Consider the following 15970-nt stretch of genomic DNA (forward strand, 5'->3'; position numbering starts at 1 on the left):
CCGTCGAAAGGTTGGACGGGGTAGGATCCGTCCGGCTGGGACAGGGGTCGGTCGGGTGGAGAGAGCACGAGAATGGTGAAGCAGCGGGGACGCCTGCTCGCGGGGGTGGTAGCGCTCGCCATCGCCGGTACTACGGGGGTCCTCGTCGCGACCCGCTCCGACCAGGTTGACGTGCCCGGTGGTTCCGTGGCCGCGGCTCAAACGCCCGCCAATGATGGAATCGATCCCGCGGTCCGCACGAAGCAACTCGACGCGATCGTCGCCGGCCGCTCGACCGCGGTGCTCAGGGGTGACCTGAAGGGCTTCCTGGCCTCGGTCGATCCGAAGCAACCGAAACTGGTCGCGCGGCAGAAGACGCTGTTCACGAACCTCCGGCAGTTCAGGTTCACCACCCTCAAGTACTTCCTGGCCGACGAGCAGACGGACTCGACCGTGGCGGCGAAGTACGGGCCGAACGCCTACTCGACCCGGGTGATGATGCGGTACCAGGTGGCCGGGCTCGACCCCAAGCCGGTGCAGACCGACGTCGGCTACACCTTCGTGCACCGCTCGGGCCGGTGGCTGCTGGCAGCGGACAATGCGATCGACGCCGCGCTCAGCAGCGACGGGCATCGCCAGCCGTGGGATTTCCAGCCGATCACCGTACTGCGCCGCGGCAAGGTGCTGGTGGTGGTCGACAAGAAGGAGGCGGCGCTCGGCCGGGAGATCGCCGAGGTGTCCGAAGGGGCCGTCAAGGGTGTCCGCCGGCACTGGCCGCGGCGGTGGGACGGTGCCGTGATGGTGGTCGCGATGCCCGAACCGCAGGTGATGTCGATGCAGTGGACCGCCGGCGACGGCAAGGGCTGGACGATCGCCGCGAAGGCGGTCACCTTGTACGACGGGGAACCGCGCGATGACAGGACGGCGACTCCGGTCGGCAGCCGGATCGTGGTCAACCCCGCGGTGCGCAAGGACCTCGACGAGGACCTGCTCGCGCACGAGATGACACATGTCGCGACCGTGCCGATCGGGATCCGTACGCCGATCTGGCTGGTCGAAGGCATCGCGGAGTACGTCCGGTGTCACTCCATCGAGGATGACCCGCAGTGGACGGTCGACCCGTACCGCAAGACGGTACGGACGAAGTACCTGGCGTCGATGAAGGTGTTGCCGACCGAGGCCGAGTTCAACGCGAACGGCGACCGCTCGTACGGGCAGTCCTGGTGGGCGGCGGAGTACCTCGCGGATGCGGAGGGTGTGAAGGGGATGGCCGCGCTCTACACGGACCTGGCGGTGAACAACACCAGCCCGGCGGCGTACGCGGCGATCATCAAGAAGCACACCGGCAAGACCCCCGCGCAACTCACCGCCGCGGTGAAGAAGTTCAAGGGCTGACCAGGTTGCCGGGGGCCGGAGCGGCCTGTACTGCGAAACACGGTCGGCGCCGCACCGACCCCCAGCAGTTTTTGGTCAGGCGACGCTGGCAACGCCCTTCGGGAGGAATCGCTTGCCGTTGACCTTCTCGGCGATCCCGCTGCGGTCCAGGTACGGCGTGATGCCGCCGAGGTGGAACGGCCAGCCGGCGCCGAGCAGCAGACACAGATCGATGTCCTGCGCCTCCGCGACGACACCCTCGTCGAGCATGATCCGGATCTCCTCGGCCAGCGCGGTGAGCACCCGGCTGCGCAACTCCTCGGCGGTGGACGGCTTGTCCCCGACGGTGACGAGCGCCTCGACCTCCGGGTCGACCGACGGCTTGCCCTCGGCGCTCCAGACGTAGAAGGAACTCTTGCCGGCAGCAACCACCTTCGCCAGGTTCGCGGAGACGGCGAAGCGGTCCGGGTAGGCCCGGTTCATCGTCTCGGCGACGTGCAGCGCGACCGGCAGGCCGACCAACTGCAGCAGCACGAACGGCGGCATCGGCAGGCCGAGCGCGGACAGTGCCTTGTCCGCCGCCGGGATCGGCGTGCCCTCGTCGACCGCCGCGCTGACCTCGCCGAGGAAGCGGGTCAGCAGCCGGTTCACCACGAAGGCCGGCGCGTCCTTGACCAGCACGCAGGACTTCTTCAGCGTCTTGCCGACCGCGAACGCCGTCGCCAGCGACGCGTCGTCGGTCTGGTCGGCCCGGATGATCTCCAGCAGCGGCAGCACCGCGACCGGGTTGAAGAAGTGGAACCCGACGACCCGCTCGGGGTGCTCCAGGTCGGCGGCCATCTCGGTGATCGACAGCGAACTGGTGTTGGTCGCGAGGATGGCGTCCGAGCGGACGATCTTCTCCAGGTCGGCGAAGATCCTCTTCTTCAGCTGCAGCTCCTCGAAGACAGCCTCGATCACGAAGTCCGCGTCGGCGAAGACCGCGCGATCCACCGATCCGCTGACCAGCGCCTTCAGCTGGTTGGCCTTGTCCGGGCGGATCCGGCCCTTGCCGAGCAGCTTGTCGATCTCGCCGTGCACGTAGCCGACGCCACGGTCCACCCGCTCCTGGTCGAGATCCGTGAGCACCACGGGCATTTCGAGGCGGCGTACGAACAGCAGCGCGAGCTGACCCGCCATCAGGCCGGCACCAACGACGCCGACCTTGGTCACCGGGCGGGCGAGCGACTTGTCCGGCGCACCGGCCGGACGCTTGGCGCGCTTGTTCACCAGGTCGAACGCGTAGAGACCGCTGCGCAGTTCCTCGCTCATGATCAGGTCGGCGAGCGCCTCGTCCTCGGCCGCGAAGCCTCGGTCGCGATCGTTGTCCTTGGCCGCGGCGATCAAGTCCAGCGCCCGGTACGGCGCCGGCGCCGCGCCGCTCACCTTGAGGTCGGCGAATCCCTTGCCGCGGGCAACAGCAGCGTCCCAGGCGTCACCGCGGTCGATCTCGGGACGGTCGACCGTGACCTCGCCGGTGAGCACCTTGCTCGCCCACAGCAGCGACTGCTCGAGGAAGTCGGCCGAGTCCAGCAGGACGTCACCGATGCCGAACTTCACCGCCTCGGGACCGCTGAGCATCTTGTTCTGGTTGAGGGCGTTCTCGACCACGACCTTGACGGCCTTGTCGGCGCCGATCAGGTTCGGCAGCAGGAAGTTGCCGCCCCAGCCCGGGATCAGGCCGAGGAAGACCTCGGGAGTCGAGAGCATCCCGGCCGCGACCGAGACCGTCCGGTACTGCGCGTGCAGCGCCACCTCGAGGCCGCCGCCCAGCGCGACACCGTTCACGAAGGCGAACGACGGCTTGCCACCGTCCTGCAGTTTCCGCATCACCCCGTGGCCGATCTTGCCCAGGTTGAGCGCCTGCTCCCGGTCGGTCAGCTTCGGTACGCCGGTCAGGTCGGCGCCGGCCGCCAGGATGAACGGCTTGCCGGTGACACCGATGGCGACGACGTCCTCGCGAGCCAGCGCGGCGTCGATCGCCTTGTTCAGCTCGGCCAGACCCTTCGGGCCGAAGGTGTTCGGCTTGGTGTGGTCGTGGCCGTTGTCGAGGGTGATCAGAGCCATCGTGCCGGCCTTGTTCGGCAGCACGACGTCGCGGCTCGGCGCCGACGTGACGACCTCGTCGGTCTCGATCGCGACCGCCTGGTCGATCAGGTCCTGGAGGCTCATGCCTTGTTCCCCTCGAAGTTCGGGTTCTCCCAGATGATGGTGCCGCCCATGCCGAGGCCGACGCACATGGTGGTCAGGCCGTACCGGACCTCCGGGCGCTGCTCGAACTGCTTGGCCAACTGGTTCATCAGCCGGACGCCGGACGAGGCCAGCGGATGGCCGTAGGCGATCGCGCCGCCGTACGGGTTGACCCGAGGGTCGTCGTCGGCGATGCCGTAGTGCTCGAGGAACGCCAGCACCTGGACGGCGAACGCCTCGTTCACCTCGAAGGCCTGGATGTCGTCGATGGTCAGGCCGGCCATCTTCAGCGCCTTCTCGGTCGCGGGGACCGGGCCGATGCCCATCACCTCGGGCTCGACGCCGACGAAGCCGTAGGAGACCAGCTTCATCTTCGGCTCGAGGCCGAGCTCCTCGGCCGCCTCGGCCGAGGTGAGCAGGCAGGCCGTGGCGCCGTCGTTGATGCCCGCGGAGTTGCCGGCCGTGACCCGGCCGTGCGGGCGGAACGGCGTCTTCAGCTTCGCCAGATCCTCCATCGTGGTGCCCGGGCGCATCGGCTCGTCGGTGGTCGCGTAGCCCCAGCCGAGCTCGGCCGAGCGGGTCGCGATCGGGACCAGGTCCGGCTGGATCAGGTCGTTCGCGTACGCCTTGGCGGCACGCTCCTGGGAGGCGACGGCGAACGCGTCGGTGCGCTCCTTGGTGATGCCCGGGAACCGGTCGTGCAGGTTCTCGGCGGTGGAGCCCATCACCAGCGCGGAGGTGTCGACCAGCTTCTCGGAGATGATCCGCGGGTTCGGGTCGACGCCCTCGCCCATCGGGTGCCGGCCCATGTGCTCGACCCCGCCCGCCACGACCACGTCGTACGCGCCGAACGCGATGCCGGCGGCGGTGGTGGTGACGGCGGTCATCGCGCCCGCGCACATCCGGTCGATGGCGTAGCCCGGGGTGGTGTTCGGCAGGCCCGCCAGCAGCGCCGCGGTCCGGCCGATAGTCAGGCCCTGGTCGCCGATCTGGGTGGTGGCCGCGATGGCGACCTCTTCCACCCTCTCCGGGGGCAGCGACGGGTTGCGTCGCAGCAGTTCCCGGATGCACTTGATCACCAGGTCGTCGGCCCGCGTCTCGGCGTACTGGCCCTTGGCCTTGCCGAACGGGGTGCGAACGCCGTCGACGAACACGACATCGCGGATCTCACGGGGCACGGGGGCCCTCCTAGTCTTTCCGGAGTGGGAGCAGGAATGATGCTACCCGTCGGTAACACATCGCCCCAAGACGGCGCGCCTGTGCCGCTGCTCACAAGCGGTGGCGAATTACCCGTGGCATCCCGGAGCTTTCAGGCGCATTCTGGGAGCAGGAGCGTCTCAGGAGCCGCAATGAACAACTTCGATCTCACTGTCCCGATCCTGTCCCGGGGCAAGCACCGAAACCCCCGCAAGGGCGCCTGCTTCATGGAGTTCGCGTCGTACCTCGCGGGCGAACCGTGGTCCGACCACCCGAGTTGCACCCACCCGCTGCTGGCCGGAGTGGCCCGCGACGTCAACGACTGTACGACGGACGCCGGCCGGGCTCGGCTGGCTCCGATGATTCCTTCGGTCATCGGCCTGGTCCCCGACGACCCGCACGTCGTACCGCGAATCACAGCCGTGTGCATCCAGCACGCGCTGCCAGTGGTCTCGCAGGAGCGCCAGTACATCCTGGCGGTGGGTCTGCTGGTGGGGGAGCGGAACCTGGCCGTGCTGGACGGGCGTCCCTTCGACAGTTTGGAGCCTGCCTCGCAGGAGGCGCTGGACTCCGTACCGGCGGCCACCAAGTGGGCGAGGACCTTCACTGCTCGGCCGCACCGCGGGAACCCGGACTTCGCCCGGCGGACGGCTCCACGGGCCGTGTCGTGCGCAGTGGAGGGCATCTCCCAGGCGTGCATCACGAACCCGGACGAGCGGCTCTACGACCTGCTGGAGGCGGCCATCGCCGAGGCCAAGGCGTGGATGCCCGCTCCGGCGCCGGTTGTTCAGCGGGAGTCGGTCAAGGTCAGATAGGACCTGTCGCCGGGCCGACGTAGGCTCCACTGTGTGGCTTTGGAGATCGATACCGGCTCGGGACTGATGCCGGCACACGTGTGGGAACCTGCCGGCGGATCTGGGCCCGGCTTGCTGCTGCTCCAGGAGATCTTCGGAGTCTCCAGCTACATCAAGCAGCGAGCCGAGGACCTGGCCGGGCTCGGCTACTTCGTCGTGGCGCCGGAGATCTACTGGCGCCTGGACGACACGTCGCTGGACGAATCCGCGCCCGACGTACTCGACCAGGCGGTGGCGATCACGAGCCGCCTCGACTGGTCGACGGCGGTGTCGGACTCGGTCGCCGCGGTCGAGTACCTGCGCGGCCGGGACGAGGGCGTGGGCGTCGTCGGGTTCTGCTTCGGCGGCGGACTGGGGTTCAACGTGGCCGCCGAGTCGTCGCCTGACGTTCTGGTGAGCTACTACGGCTCTGCGCTCCCGCAGTTGATGGACCTGGCGCCGCAGGTGGATGCGGTGAGCCTGCACCACTTCGGCGACGCCGACGACTACCTGAGCACCGAAGTGGTCGACAAGATCGTCGCGGCCGTGGACGGGCCCTACAACGAGATCTGCCGGTACCCCGGCGCCGGCCACGCCTTCGACAACCCCATGCCTGCCTTCCACCACGCCGAGGCCTCAGCGCTCGCGTGGAGCCGTACCGAGTCCTTCCTGTCCCGTCATCTGCCCACTGTTTGAGGAGCTCCATGAGCCTGTACGACATCCCGTTGCACACGCTGTCCGGCGCCGACACTTCCCTCGCGGAGTACAAGGGCAAGGCCGTGCTCGTGGTCAACGTCGCCTCCAAGTGCGGCCTGACCCCGCAGTACGAAGGGCTGGAGCGCCTGCAGAAGCGCTACGAGGACCGCGGCTTCACGGTGCTCGGCGTGCCGTGCAACCAGTTCGGCGGCCAGGAGCCCGGTTCGGCTGAGGAGATCGAGACGTTCTGCTCGATGACGTACGGCGTCACCTTCCCGATGCTGGCGAAGCTCGAGGTCAACGGCGAAGGCCGGCACGCCCTGTACTCCGAACTCACGGCGACCCCGGACGCCGCAGGTGCCGCCGGTGACGTCCAGTGGAACTTCGAGAAGTTCCTGGTGACTCCCGCGGGCACGGTCGCCGCTCGCTTCCGGCCGAACGTGCAGCCGGAGTCCGACGAGATCACCAGCCAGATCGAGACGAACCTGCCGTAGTACTCAGTCGAGCGGTTCGGCGGGGGTGTCGAGCGGTTCGGCGGGCGCGGCCTCGGTGGCGATGGCGTCGGTCAGGACCTGCGCGGTCAGGCCGATCTGCCACTCGCGGGCGCCGTGCTCGCGAAGGAAGGTGCTGACGACCTCCAGGTCCGCGTCCGGCGGGGGAGTCCAGGCGAGGCGGCGGATGGTGTCGGGGGACAGCAGGTTCTCGGTCGGGAGCCGGTGGGCCTCCGCGATCTCGCTCACGGCCGAGCGGGCGGCGGACAGGCGTGCGGCGGCGTCGGGGTCGCGGTCGGCCCAGGCGCGGGCAGGCGGCGGGCCGTCGTACCGCGGGCCTTGCTTCGGCAACTCCGCCTCGGGCAGGCGGCGGGCGTGGTCGATCGCCTCCCACCACGTACGCATGTGGCGGTGAGCGCCGCGGCCCTTGAAGGCGGTGAGGCGCTGCAGCGTGTCGCGGTCGACGGGCATCGCCGCGGCGGCCTCGACGATCGCGGCGTCCGGCAGGATGCGACCGGGGGAGATGTCGGCGGACTCGGCGATCTGGTCGCGAGCCTGCCAGAGCGCACGGACCACGGCGAGACTGCGGCGGTTGCGCACCCGGTGCATCCCGGACGTACGCCGCCACGGGTCCGGCTTCGGCTCACGCGGCGGCGCGTTCAGGATCGCGGTGAACTCCTGCTGCGCCCACTCCCACTTGCCTTCGCGCCGCAGCTCGGCCTCGATCGCGTTGCGCAACTCGATCAGCATTTCCACGTCGAGCGCGGCGTAGATCAGCCAGGGCCCGGGCAGCGGCCGGGTCGACCAGTCCGCCGCCGAGTGCTCCTTGCGCATCTTGTAGCCGAGCACTTCGCTCACGAGCGAGGCCAGCCCGACCTTGGGATAGCCGAGCAGGCGGCCGGCGAGTTCGGTGTCGAAAACGGTGCGCGGAACCATCCCGACCTCGGCCAGACAGGCCAGATCCTGGTTGGCCGCGTGGATGATCCACTCAGCGTCGATGATCGCGTCGCCGAGCGCGGACAGGTCACCGAACGGGATCGGGTCGACCAGTGCGGAACCGGATCCCTCCCGGCGCAACTGGACCAGGTAGGCGCGGTGCGAGTACCGATAGCCGGACGCGCGTTCGGCGTCGACGGCCACCGGGCCGGTGCCGGACCCGAACGCCTCGACCACCTCGGTCAGGGCGGAGTCGGTCTCGACGACGTCGGAGAGTCCGTCGCGCAGTTCGAGCAGTGGCAGGTTCTCGGTCGGGTCGTCCGGGACGGGCGGCTGCTGCTGGGTCTCGGCCGGGCTCATCGGCCCCGCTGACCGCGCCGGGTCGGCATCGCGACCACCCCCGGCGGAACCGGCGGCAGTCCGGCCGCGGTGCAGAGCACCTCGCCCCACGCCTCGGCATGACGGGTCACGTCGAGCGCTCCGTCCGGCCCGGGCACAGGGCTCCAGGACGCACGGATCTCGATTTCCGCCGTTGCTTCGTCATCGGCCATTCCGCCGAAACTCTCGGACACCACCCGAGTGACGGTACCGCTCGGCGCCAAGTAGTCCGCGCCCCGGTCGGCCAGAGCCTCCATCAGCCAGGTCCAGCCCACGCCACCGAGCAGCGCGTCCGTCACCATCTCCGGCTCGACGGCAGCGCGCACGTACGCGACACAGCGGAAGGTCTACTGCCAGGCGTCGTTCCCGGCCGGGTCGTAGAGGACGACCAGGCGGCCGGTGGCGACATCGTCACCGTCGACCGTCACGTCAGCGCTGACCGCGGCCGCGTGCGGTGCGATCCGCTGCGGTGCGGGCATCTCCTCGACGAAAACCTCGGGCCGGAACCGGGCCTCACGCAGTTGCGTCAGGGCCTCGGCGAACTCCGCGGGTGGCGCGTCGACCTGCTTGCGGGCACCCATGCTTGGCAGCCTACGACTGATTACTCACCGACGCCGGTGACGACGCGCCGGTGACAGGGTTTGACGGCCGGCCCTCCGGCACCGGCGTGGTCACGGGGCTTGCTCTCCCGTGACCGCGAGTGAGCAGGTCTGAGACCCGTGGGATCATCGGTCTTGTGCCCGTGACGCAATCGCCTCAATCACCCACCGCTGCCGACGCTCTCGAGAACTCCGCCTTCCTCCGTGCGGCCCGGGGTGAGTCGGTGCCGCACACGCCTGTCTGGTTCATGCGCCAGGCGGGCCGCTCGCTCCCGGAGTACCGGGCGATCCGCGCGGGCACGACGATGCTCGAGTCCTGCATGCGTCCCGACCTCGTCGTGGAGATAACGCTGCAGCCGGTACGCCGTTACGGTGTCGACGCCGCGATCTTCTTCTCCGACATCGTGCTGCCGCTCAAGGCCGTCGGCGTCGACCTGGAGATCCAGCCCGGCGTCGGCCCGGTCGTCGCCTCGCCGGTCCGGTCACTGGAGGACCTCGACCCGGTACGGCCGGTGACGCCCGCCGACGTCACGTACATCACCGAGTCGGTCCAGGAGTTGGTCTCCCGGCTCGGTGGCACGCCACTGATCGGGTTCGCGGGAGCGCCGTTCACCGTCGCGTCGTACCTGGTCGAGGGTGGGCCGAGCAAGGACCACGCGAAGACGAAGGCGTTGATGCACGGCGACCCGAAGCTGTGGCACGCGCTGGCCGACCGGCTCGCCGACGTGGCGATCGCGTATCTGTCGGTGCAGATCGAGGCGGGCGCCTCGGCGATCCAGTTGTTCGACTCGTGGGCGGGCGCGCTGTCGCCGCGGGACTACGCGGAGTTCGTCCAGCCGCACTCGGCGAAGGTGTTCGACGCGCTGGCGCAGTACGGCGTACCGCGGTTGCACTTCGGGGTGAACACGGGCGAGTTGCTCGGGCTGATGAGCGCGGCCGGCGCCGACGTGGTCGGTGTCGACTGGCGGGTCCCGCTGGATGAGGCGGTCCGCCGGATTACCGCGGACGGGACTCCGGCCAAGCCGGTCCAGGGCAACCTCGACCCGGCTCTGCTGTTCGCCGGCTGGGACGCCATCGAGCCGGAGATCGACCGGATCCTGGCCGAGGGCAAGGCCGCCCCCGGCCACATCTTCAACCTCGGCCACGGGGTCCCTCCGAGCACGGATCCCGAGGTCTTGCACCAGGTCGTGCGTGCGGTCCACGAGAAGTCGAAGCATGGCTGACGGGTTGCCCGACGGACTGCGGATCGAGCGGCTGGCTGCTGAGCATGCGGAGGCGGTGCTCGCCTTCGAGGTGGAGAACCGGGCGTACTTCGCGGCGTCGGTGAAGGACCGCGGGGACGACTACTTCACCGAGTTCCCCGCCCGGCACGCGGCGCTGCTGTCGGAGCAGGAGGTCGGGACGATCCAGTTCCACCTCGTACTGGACGGCGACCAGGTGATCGGCCGGGTGAACCTGGTGGATCTCGCGGACGGGTCGGCTGAGTTCGGCTACCGGATCGCGGAGAAGGCGGCCGGCCGGGGAGTCGCCACGGCGGCCGTTGGGAAGGTGCTCGAGTTGGCGGCAGCGCAGTACGGGCTGACCAGCCTGCGGGCGGGGACCTCGGCCCGTAACAAGGCGTCGCAGGCAGTGCTGCTCCGCGCGGGCTTCGTGCAGACCGGGGAAGTCGTGGCCGGTGACGAGCCACAGGTCTTCTACACCCGGCAACTGACCGCCTGACACCGTCTGTTGTGATGGGGGCGTGGAGCCTAGGTCGGTAGTGGTCGTAGGTGGCGGGATCAGCGGGTTGGCGGCGGCTTACGCGCTGGCGAGTAGGCCGAATCCGCCTCGGATCACCGTCGTGGAGTCCTCCCCTCGGCTCGGCGGCAAGCTCGCGGGGGCCGAACTCGAAGGCGTTCCGGTCGATCTGGGCGCGGAGTCCGTGCTCGCCAGGCGCCCCGAGGCCGTCGACCTGATCCGCGCGGTCGGGCTGTCCGACGACCTGGTGCACCCGGCAACGACCTCGGCCGGGCTCTGGATCGGCGACAAGATCCGGGCCATCCCGCCAACCGTCATGGGCGTACCGACCGACCCCGCGTCGACCGTCGATGTCCTCGGTGAGGAGGCGGCCGAGCAGGTTGCCCATGAGCGGGAACTCCCCGAGCCGGCGCTCACCGAAGACGTCGCGATCGGCCCCTTCGTAGCCGACCGCATGGGCCAAGCTGTAACCAACCGGTTGGTAGATCCTCTGTTGGGCGGTGTGTACGCAGGCCGCGCCGAGGAGATCTCCCTCGCCGCAGCCGTTCCCGAGCTCTACGCCAAGCTCCGTACCGCGCCCAGCCTGCTCGCCGCCACCGCAGAGATGCGGGAGACCGGCCAGCGCCGCAACGCCGAGGGCATTCCGGTCTTCGCCGGCATCCGCGGCGGCATCAACCGCCTCATCACTGCGCTGGAAGCCGACCTCGCAGCCCGCGGCGTGCAGATCCACCGCAGCGCGACCGTACGCCGCATACGCAGCACTGAGACCGGCTACGAGCTGGAGACAGGCCCAGTACCTGCTCCGTCCCTCCTGCAGGCCGACGCGATCGTTGTAGCCGTTCCTGCGTCCCCAGCAGCCCGCATGCTCGCGGAGGTGGCCCCTCAGGCGTCTACTGACCTGGCTGACATCGCCTACGCGAGTATGGCGATCGTCACACTCGCTGTCCGCAAGGAGGACTGGCCATCGGGCGCGAGCGGTTCCGGCTTCCTCGTGCCGTCCGTAGAGGGCCGCACGATCAAGGCCTCGACGTACTCGCACGCCAAGTGGCAGTGGTCCGCCGAGGCCGGGGGAGACCTCGCAGTACTGCGTTGCTCGGTTGGGCGGCTCGGCGAGGAGTACGTGCTCCAGCGGTCGGATGAGGAGCTAGCCGCACTCGCAGCAGCCGATCTGCAGAAGGCGATTGGCCTGGAGGCCCCTGTAGTGGGCTCCCTAGTCACCAGGTGGGGCGGAGGCCTTCCGCAGTACGCCGTGGGGCACTTGGACCGGGTTGATCGAGTGGAAGCCGCTGTAGCGGAACAGCCGGGGCTGGCGGTCTGCGGAGCGGCGTACAGGGGGGTGGGGATCGCTGCTTGTGTGGCCTCGGCCAGCAAGGCGGCAACCCGGGTGCAGGCTCACCTGGACGCATTGGCGACAATGGCCAGGTGACCGAGACGAAGCCGAAGGCGCGCGAGCTGAACAATGTGATCCGCTACACCATGTGGTCGGTCTTCAAGGTGGAGACGCCGCTGGGCGACGCGGACCGCGACGAGTTGGCCACTGAGCTGGCGGAGGTCACGGCGAAGCTCCTGGCCGACGAGGATGTGGTGATCCGCGGCTGGTACGACGTCGAGGGATTCCGCGCCGACGCCGACTTCCTGGTCTGGTGGCACGCGCCGACCTCGGACGCGCTGCAGAAGGCGTACCACGCGCTGCGTCGCTCCCGGCTCGGGCGGCACCTGGCGCCGATCTGGTCGCAGCTCGCGCTGCACCGGCCGGCCGAGTTCAACAAGAGCCATATCCCGGCGTTCCTGGCCGACGAGGAGCCGCGCGCGTACGTATGCGTCTATCCGTTCGTGCGCTCGTACGAGTGGTACCTGCTGCCGGACGAGGAGCGCCGCTTCATGCTCGCCGAGCACGGGAAGATGGCCCGCAGCTACCCCGACGTACGGGCCAACACGGTCGCGTCGTTCGCGCTCGGCGACTACGAGTGGATGCTGGCGTTCGAGGCGGACGAACTGCACCGGATGGTTGACCTGATGCGCGACCTGCGCGCGTCCACGGCCCGGCGGCACGTGCGGGAGGAAATCCCCTTCTACACCGGCAAGCGGGCCGAGCTCGGCGAGCTGATCGCCAACCTGGCCTGATCGATGGAGCGCAAAGCCTTCCCGGTCCTGTACGTGACCAACGTGCGCCGGTCGGTCGAGTTCTACGCCCTGCTCGGCTATGAGTCGCGGTACCAGTTTCCGCTCGAGGGTGACCCGCACTACGTCGGTCTGGAGCGCGGCGAGTCCTCCCTGGGCATCGCCGACTCCGGCTGGCCGGAGGCGCAGCTCGGCATCACCGTCGGCACCGCGCCGCGCTTCGAGCTGTTCGTGTACGTCGACGACGTCGACGGTGACGTGGAGACCTTCCGCGCGGCCGGCTACCCGGTCCTCCAGGAGCCGGCCACGATGCCCTGGGGTGAACGCCAGGCCTACATCTCCGACCCGGACAACAACCCAGTGGCCCTCGCCAAGCCGATCTGAGCTGCTCCGCTCCGAGCTGCTCCGCTCTGAACTACTCCGCCGGAGCCAGCGAGAGGCTGACGGAGTTGATGCAGTAGCGCAGGTCGGTGGGGGTGCCGTAGCCCTCGCCCTCGAAGACGTGGCCGAGGTGCGAGCCGCAGTTGGCGCAGCGGACCTCGACCCGCTTCATGCCGAGCGCGCGGTCCTCGATGTACTCCACCCGGTCCTCGGCCAGCGGCGCGAAGAACGACGGCCAGCCGCAGTGCGAGTCGAACTTGGTCTCGCTGCGGAACAACTCCGCGTCACAGGCCCGGCACTTGTAGACACCGACGGTCTTGCTGTCGGTGTACTCACCGGTGAACGGCCGCTCGGTGCCCGCCTTGCGCAGTACCTGGAACTCCGCCGGCGACAGCTGGGCCCGCCACTCCTCGTCGGACTTCTGTACGGCGTACTGCCTGGTGCTGCTGTCTGTCATGCGTCCTCCTCAGTCGAGGAGCCGGACCCCTGGGGAATCCGGCTCCTCTCCATTATCGGCGGCTGCTCAAGTGAAACCCCGCTCAGGTGGGGTCCCGTAAGGCAGCCGTCATCACCGCACCCAGGACGGCAGCGGAACCACCCGCACCAACTGGGGGTCGTGGTCACTGATCTGGTCCGGGAACTCGGCGTTCATGTGCACGATGTCGTACGACGACGCCGGCTGCAGGTTCCTCGACATCAGGATCTGGTCGAGGATCTGGCTGTTCCCCTCGAACACGTAGCTGTAGCGCTCCTTGACCGGCAGCGTGCGCGGCAGGTCGATCAGCGCGGTCTTGCCGGCGCCGACCAGGATGTCGGTGGTCTCGGAGAAGTCGAAGTCGTTGATGTCGCCGAGCACGATCACGTTCGCGCCGGTGTCCTCGGCCAGGATCTGGTCGACGAAGGCGCGCACCGAGCGGGCCTGCTCGTGCCGCTTCACCGTGGAGCTCTGCACCGGCGGCTGGAACCGGCCCCACAGCGGGTTGTCGCCGCCCTTGGAGCTGAAGTGGTTGACCACCACGAACAGGCTCTGGCCACGCCAGGTGAACTCGCCGGCCAGCGGCACCCGGGCGGCCGCCCAGGCCGGGTTGGCCGGGTCGACGCGGCCGGGGGACGAGCTCAGGTGCGGCCGGCCGAACCGGTCGGTGATCACCGTGGTCGGTGTGGTCGAGCCACCGCCGGCCCGGTCGACGAACTTGACCGGCCGGTCGGTGCGGTACATGAACGCCACCCGGATGTTGCCGCCCGGCTCGCCACCCTCGGCGTTGTTCACCGGATCGATCTGCCGCCACGCGTACTTCGGGCCGCCGGCCTTCTGGATCGCCGCGGCCAGCATGGTCAGGGTGAGGTCAGCGCCGGTAGTCCCTGAGTTCACCGCGCCGTCATTGTCCTGCACTTCCTCCAGCCCGAGGATGTCAGGAGAGGCGAGATTCCTGACCACAGCCTGAGCCAGTCCGTCGAACTTGGCGTCGCCGTCGGACGGGTCCAGGTTCTCCACGTTGAACGTCGCGACCGACACCTGCAAGGGAGAGGAGGGCCTGGTGACCTCACGCTGAAGATTGCCGTCGACAACGGCCGGGGTCTGCGTGACGAGCCACTTGAAGTTGCCGAACGAGTAGTCCAGGACGCCGGTGACGAGGCCGGCGAGGGTGTCCCCGGTCTTGGCGTCGGGGATCGGTGCCAGCAGGTCGTCGAGCAGGATCCGCTCGGGGTTGCTGTCGGTCTTCTGCAGGACGATGCCGCCCCGCACGGTCCGGACGCCGGCGCCGTCGGGAACGACGGGGAGTTCACGGAAGGAAGTGGGTGGGCCAGTCACGTTCGGCGTGTTCATGCCGAGCCACATGCCCTCGAGCGATTCCCAGAAGTCGATGCCGTCGGTGGCCGCCTCGAAGGTGCCGGTGGTCTCGACATCGCCTTCGGAGTCGTCGTCGATGACGGTCGACGGCGGGACCCGCCCACCGGGGCCGACGACGGTCGGCGCCGGGACGGCGGCAGTGCCGGTGACGGTCACTGTGGGGTTCGTCAGTTCGGTGGTGGTCAGGTTGGTCGTGCCACCCGAGCCGCCGGGCCGGAACTCGGCCACGGTGCCGACGACGGAGACGGCGTCGCCGACCGAGGCGTTCGGGGCCGCGCTGGTGAAGACGAACAGGCCTTCGCTGGTCGCCGGGTCCTCGTCGGGCTGCGGGTCCTGCATCCAGAAGCCGTTGGCGGACTTGGCGGTGACGACACCGGTGGTGGTGACCTTCACGCCGGCCATCGGCGAGCGGTGCGCGGAGCCCTGGATGGCGTGGATCTTGGCGTCGACCGGGTCAGGATCCGGCGGGGTCGTGGTCAGCGTCTTCGGCGACGGCGCGACGGCCTCGAACTCGGTGCCGTTGTTGTCGGCGTCCTTGGTCGGGTCCTTGCGGGTGGCCGAGGTGGTGTTCGAGGTGCCCGGGGCCGGAGTGGTCTCCGCGTCGTTGGCGGAGCCGTAGCCGACGAAGTCGACGACGCCGGCGGCCGTGGCGCAGCCCGTGGTACAGGTCAGGCTGGTGGTCGAGGTGACCAGGGCGACCTTGCCGGAGGAGGCGGACATGTTCACGCTGCCGGTCGCGTCGGGGGTCGGGAGCGGCTGGCCGGCGGTTCCACCGGCGCCTTGGGCGAGGTAGACGCCACCAGGGGCGATGCTGCCGGACAAGGTGATCTTGTTCGCCCAGGAGGTGCCGGCGGCGGACGCGTACTGGATCGACCAGCCGGTCAGGTCGACCGCTGAACCGCTGTTGTTCGTCAGTTCGATGAAGTCGTTCGTGTACGGCGCGCCGGAGTTGCCGCCGCCGCCGTACACCTCGGTGATGACCACGGTGGACGAGGCGGCGAGTGCCGGGGCGGCCGCGATCGCGGAGACCGTCCCGGCGGCGATGAGACTGGAGGTGACCACAAGGGCGCCCAGGCGGCGCCGTGATCGGTTCAGGGCTGACATGAGGCGGATTCTCACACCCGGACCAGGCCGCGCCAAGGGCCAACAGGTGAACACCCGGAAGGG

Annotated in this window: 14 protein-coding genes and 1 pseudogene; 9 read left to right on the forward strand and 6 right to left on the reverse strand. The window is 69.3% G+C overall.

Going from position 1 to position 15970, the window contains the following annotated elements:
• The first annotated feature begins 72 nt into the window (after positions 1–72).
• Positions 73–1374: a hypothetical protein gene (locus ABD255_RS10765; RefSeq protein WP_344212502.1), complete on the forward strand. Its 1302-nt coding sequence runs from the start codon at positions 73–75 to the stop codon at positions 1372–1374.
• Positions 1375–1449: 75 nt separating this feature from the next.
• Here ABD255_RS10765 and ABD255_RS10770 read toward each other — a convergent pair whose 3' ends face one another.
• Both ABD255_RS10770 and ABD255_RS10775 read right to left on the reverse strand, forming a co-directional pair.
• Entirely contained in the window at positions 1450–3564 is a 2115-nt protein-coding gene (locus tag ABD255_RS10770; protein ID WP_344212504.1) for a 3-hydroxyacyl-CoA dehydrogenase NAD-binding domain-containing protein, read from the reverse strand.
• Positions 3561–4760: a thiolase family protein gene (locus ABD255_RS10775; RefSeq protein ID WP_344212506.1), complete on the reverse strand. Its 1200-nt coding sequence runs from the start codon at positions 4758–4760 to the stop codon at positions 3561–3563. The genes ABD255_RS10770 and ABD255_RS10775 overlap by 4 nt, the downstream gene beginning before the upstream one ends.
• A 171-nt stretch (positions 4761–4931) precedes the next feature.
• Here ABD255_RS10775 and ABD255_RS10780 point away from each other — a divergent pair, with 171 nt between their 5' ends.
• The 3 genes from ABD255_RS10780 to ABD255_RS10790 are packed head-to-tail and all read left to right on the forward strand — an operon-like array spanning position 4932 to position 6802.
• Positions 4932–5594, forward strand: a complete 663-nt coding sequence (locus tag ABD255_RS10780) for a hypothetical protein (protein WP_344212508.1) — start codon at positions 4932–4934, stop codon at positions 5592–5594.
• Between the two features lie 33 nt (positions 5595–5627).
• Positions 5628–6308, forward strand: coding sequence for a dienelactone hydrolase family protein (locus tag ABD255_RS10785; protein WP_344212510.1), 681 nt, complete (start codon positions 5628–5630; stop codon positions 6306–6308).
• Positions 6309–6316: 8 nt separating this feature from the next.
• Positions 6317–6802 carry a glutathione peroxidase gene (locus tag ABD255_RS10790; protein ID WP_344212512.1) on the forward strand — a complete coding sequence of 162 codons (486 nt, stop codon included), beginning with the start codon at positions 6317–6319 and terminating at the stop codon, positions 6800–6802.
• Between the two features lie 3 nt (positions 6803–6805).
• On the opposite strand, the gene ABD255_RS10795 is transcribed toward ABD255_RS10790, so the two are convergent.
• A complete protein-coding gene (locus ABD255_RS10795; RefSeq protein ID WP_344212514.1) occupies positions 6806–8095 on the reverse strand; it encodes an HRDC domain-containing protein in 1290 nt (429 codons plus the stop codon).
• A pseudogene (locus ABD255_RS10800) lies at positions 8092–8694 on the reverse strand (DUF3000 domain-containing protein). The gene ABD255_RS10795 and the pseudogene ABD255_RS10800 overlap by 4 nt, the downstream one beginning before the upstream one ends.
• A 155-nt stretch (positions 8695–8849) precedes the next feature.
• On the opposite strand from ABD255_RS10800, the gene hemE reads away from it, so the two are divergent.
• The 5 genes from hemE to ABD255_RS10825 are packed head-to-tail and all read left to right on the forward strand — an operon-like array spanning position 8850 to position 12954.
• The gene (gene hemE, locus ABD255_RS10805) at positions 8850–9935 is read left to right on the forward strand and encodes a uroporphyrinogen decarboxylase (protein ID WP_344212516.1); all 1086 of its coding nucleotides are present in this window, start codon (positions 8850–8852) and stop codon (positions 9933–9935) included.
• Positions 9928–10431, forward strand: coding sequence for a GNAT family N-acetyltransferase (locus ABD255_RS10810; RefSeq protein WP_344212518.1), 504 nt, complete (start codon positions 9928–9930; stop codon positions 10429–10431). The genes hemE and ABD255_RS10810 overlap by 8 nt, the downstream gene beginning before the upstream one ends.
• A 40-nt stretch (positions 10432–10471) precedes the next feature.
• On the forward strand, positions 10472–11875 hold the full coding sequence (gene hemG / locus ABD255_RS10815) for a protoporphyrinogen oxidase (protein ID WP_344213852.1): 1404 nt from the start codon (positions 10472–10474) through the stop codon (positions 11873–11875).
• Complete coding sequence (gene hemQ, locus ABD255_RS10820; protein ID WP_344212520.1) at positions 11872–12573, forward strand: hydrogen peroxide-dependent heme synthase; 702 nt, start codon at positions 11872–11874, stop codon at positions 12571–12573. Before hemG ends, hemQ begins: the two co-directional genes overlap by 4 nt.
• A gap of 3 nt (positions 12574–12576) precedes the next feature.
• Complete coding sequence (locus ABD255_RS10825) at positions 12577–12954, forward strand: VOC family protein (protein WP_344212522.1); 378 nt, start codon at positions 12577–12579, stop codon at positions 12952–12954.
• Between the two features lie 31 nt (positions 12955–12985).
• On the opposite strand, the gene msrB is transcribed toward ABD255_RS10825, so the two are convergent.
• Both msrB and ABD255_RS10835 read right to left on the reverse strand, forming a co-directional pair.
• Complete coding sequence (gene msrB, locus ABD255_RS10830; protein ID WP_344212524.1) at positions 12986–13408, reverse strand: peptide-methionine (R)-S-oxide reductase MsrB; 423 nt, start codon at positions 13406–13408, stop codon at positions 12986–12988.
• Positions 13409–13519: 111 nt separating this feature from the next.
• Positions 13520–15907: a lamin tail domain-containing protein gene (locus ABD255_RS10835; RefSeq protein WP_344212526.1), complete on the reverse strand. Its 2388-nt coding sequence runs from the start codon at positions 15905–15907 to the stop codon at positions 13520–13522.
• Positions 15908–15970 lie beyond the last annotated feature (63 nt).

Source organism: Kribbella sancticallisti, assembly GCF_039530625.1.
Classification (GTDB): domain Bacteria; phylum Actinomycetota; class Actinomycetes; order Propionibacteriales; family Kribbellaceae; genus Kribbella; species Kribbella sancticallisti.

Coding starts and splice junctions, on each gene's coding strand:
- ABD255_RS10765 (WP_344212502.1), top strand. CDS start 73: ATGGTGAAGCAGCGGGGACGCCTGCTCGCGGGGGTGGTAGCGCTCGCC.
- ABD255_RS10770 (WP_344212504.1), bottom strand. CDS start 3,564: ATGAGCCTCCAGGACCTGATCGACCAGGCGGTCGCGATCGAGACCGAC.
- ABD255_RS10780 (WP_344212508.1), top strand. CDS start 4,932: ATGAACAACTTCGATCTCACTGTCCCGATCCTGTCCCGGGGCAAGCAC.
- ABD255_RS10790 (WP_344212512.1), top strand. CDS start 6,317: ATGAGCCTGTACGACATCCCGTTGCACACGCTGTCCGGCGCCGACACT.
- ABD255_RS10795 (WP_344212514.1), bottom strand. CDS start 8,095: ATGAGCCCGGCCGAGACCCAGCAGCAGCCGCCCGTCCCGGACGACCCG.
- ABD255_RS10810 (WP_344212518.1), top strand. CDS start 9,928: ATGGCTGACGGGTTGCCCGACGGACTGCGGATCGAGCGGCTGGCTGCT.
- ABD255_RS10825 (WP_344212522.1), top strand. CDS start 12,577: ATGGAGCGCAAAGCCTTCCCGGTCCTGTACGTGACCAACGTGCGCCGG.
- msrB (WP_344212524.1), bottom strand. CDS start 13,408: ATGACAGACAGCAGCACCAGGCAGTACGCCGTACAGAAGTCCGACGAG.
- ABD255_RS10835 (WP_344212526.1), bottom strand. CDS start 15,907: ATGTCAGCCCTGAACCGATCACGGCGCCGCCTGGGCGCCCTTGTGGTC.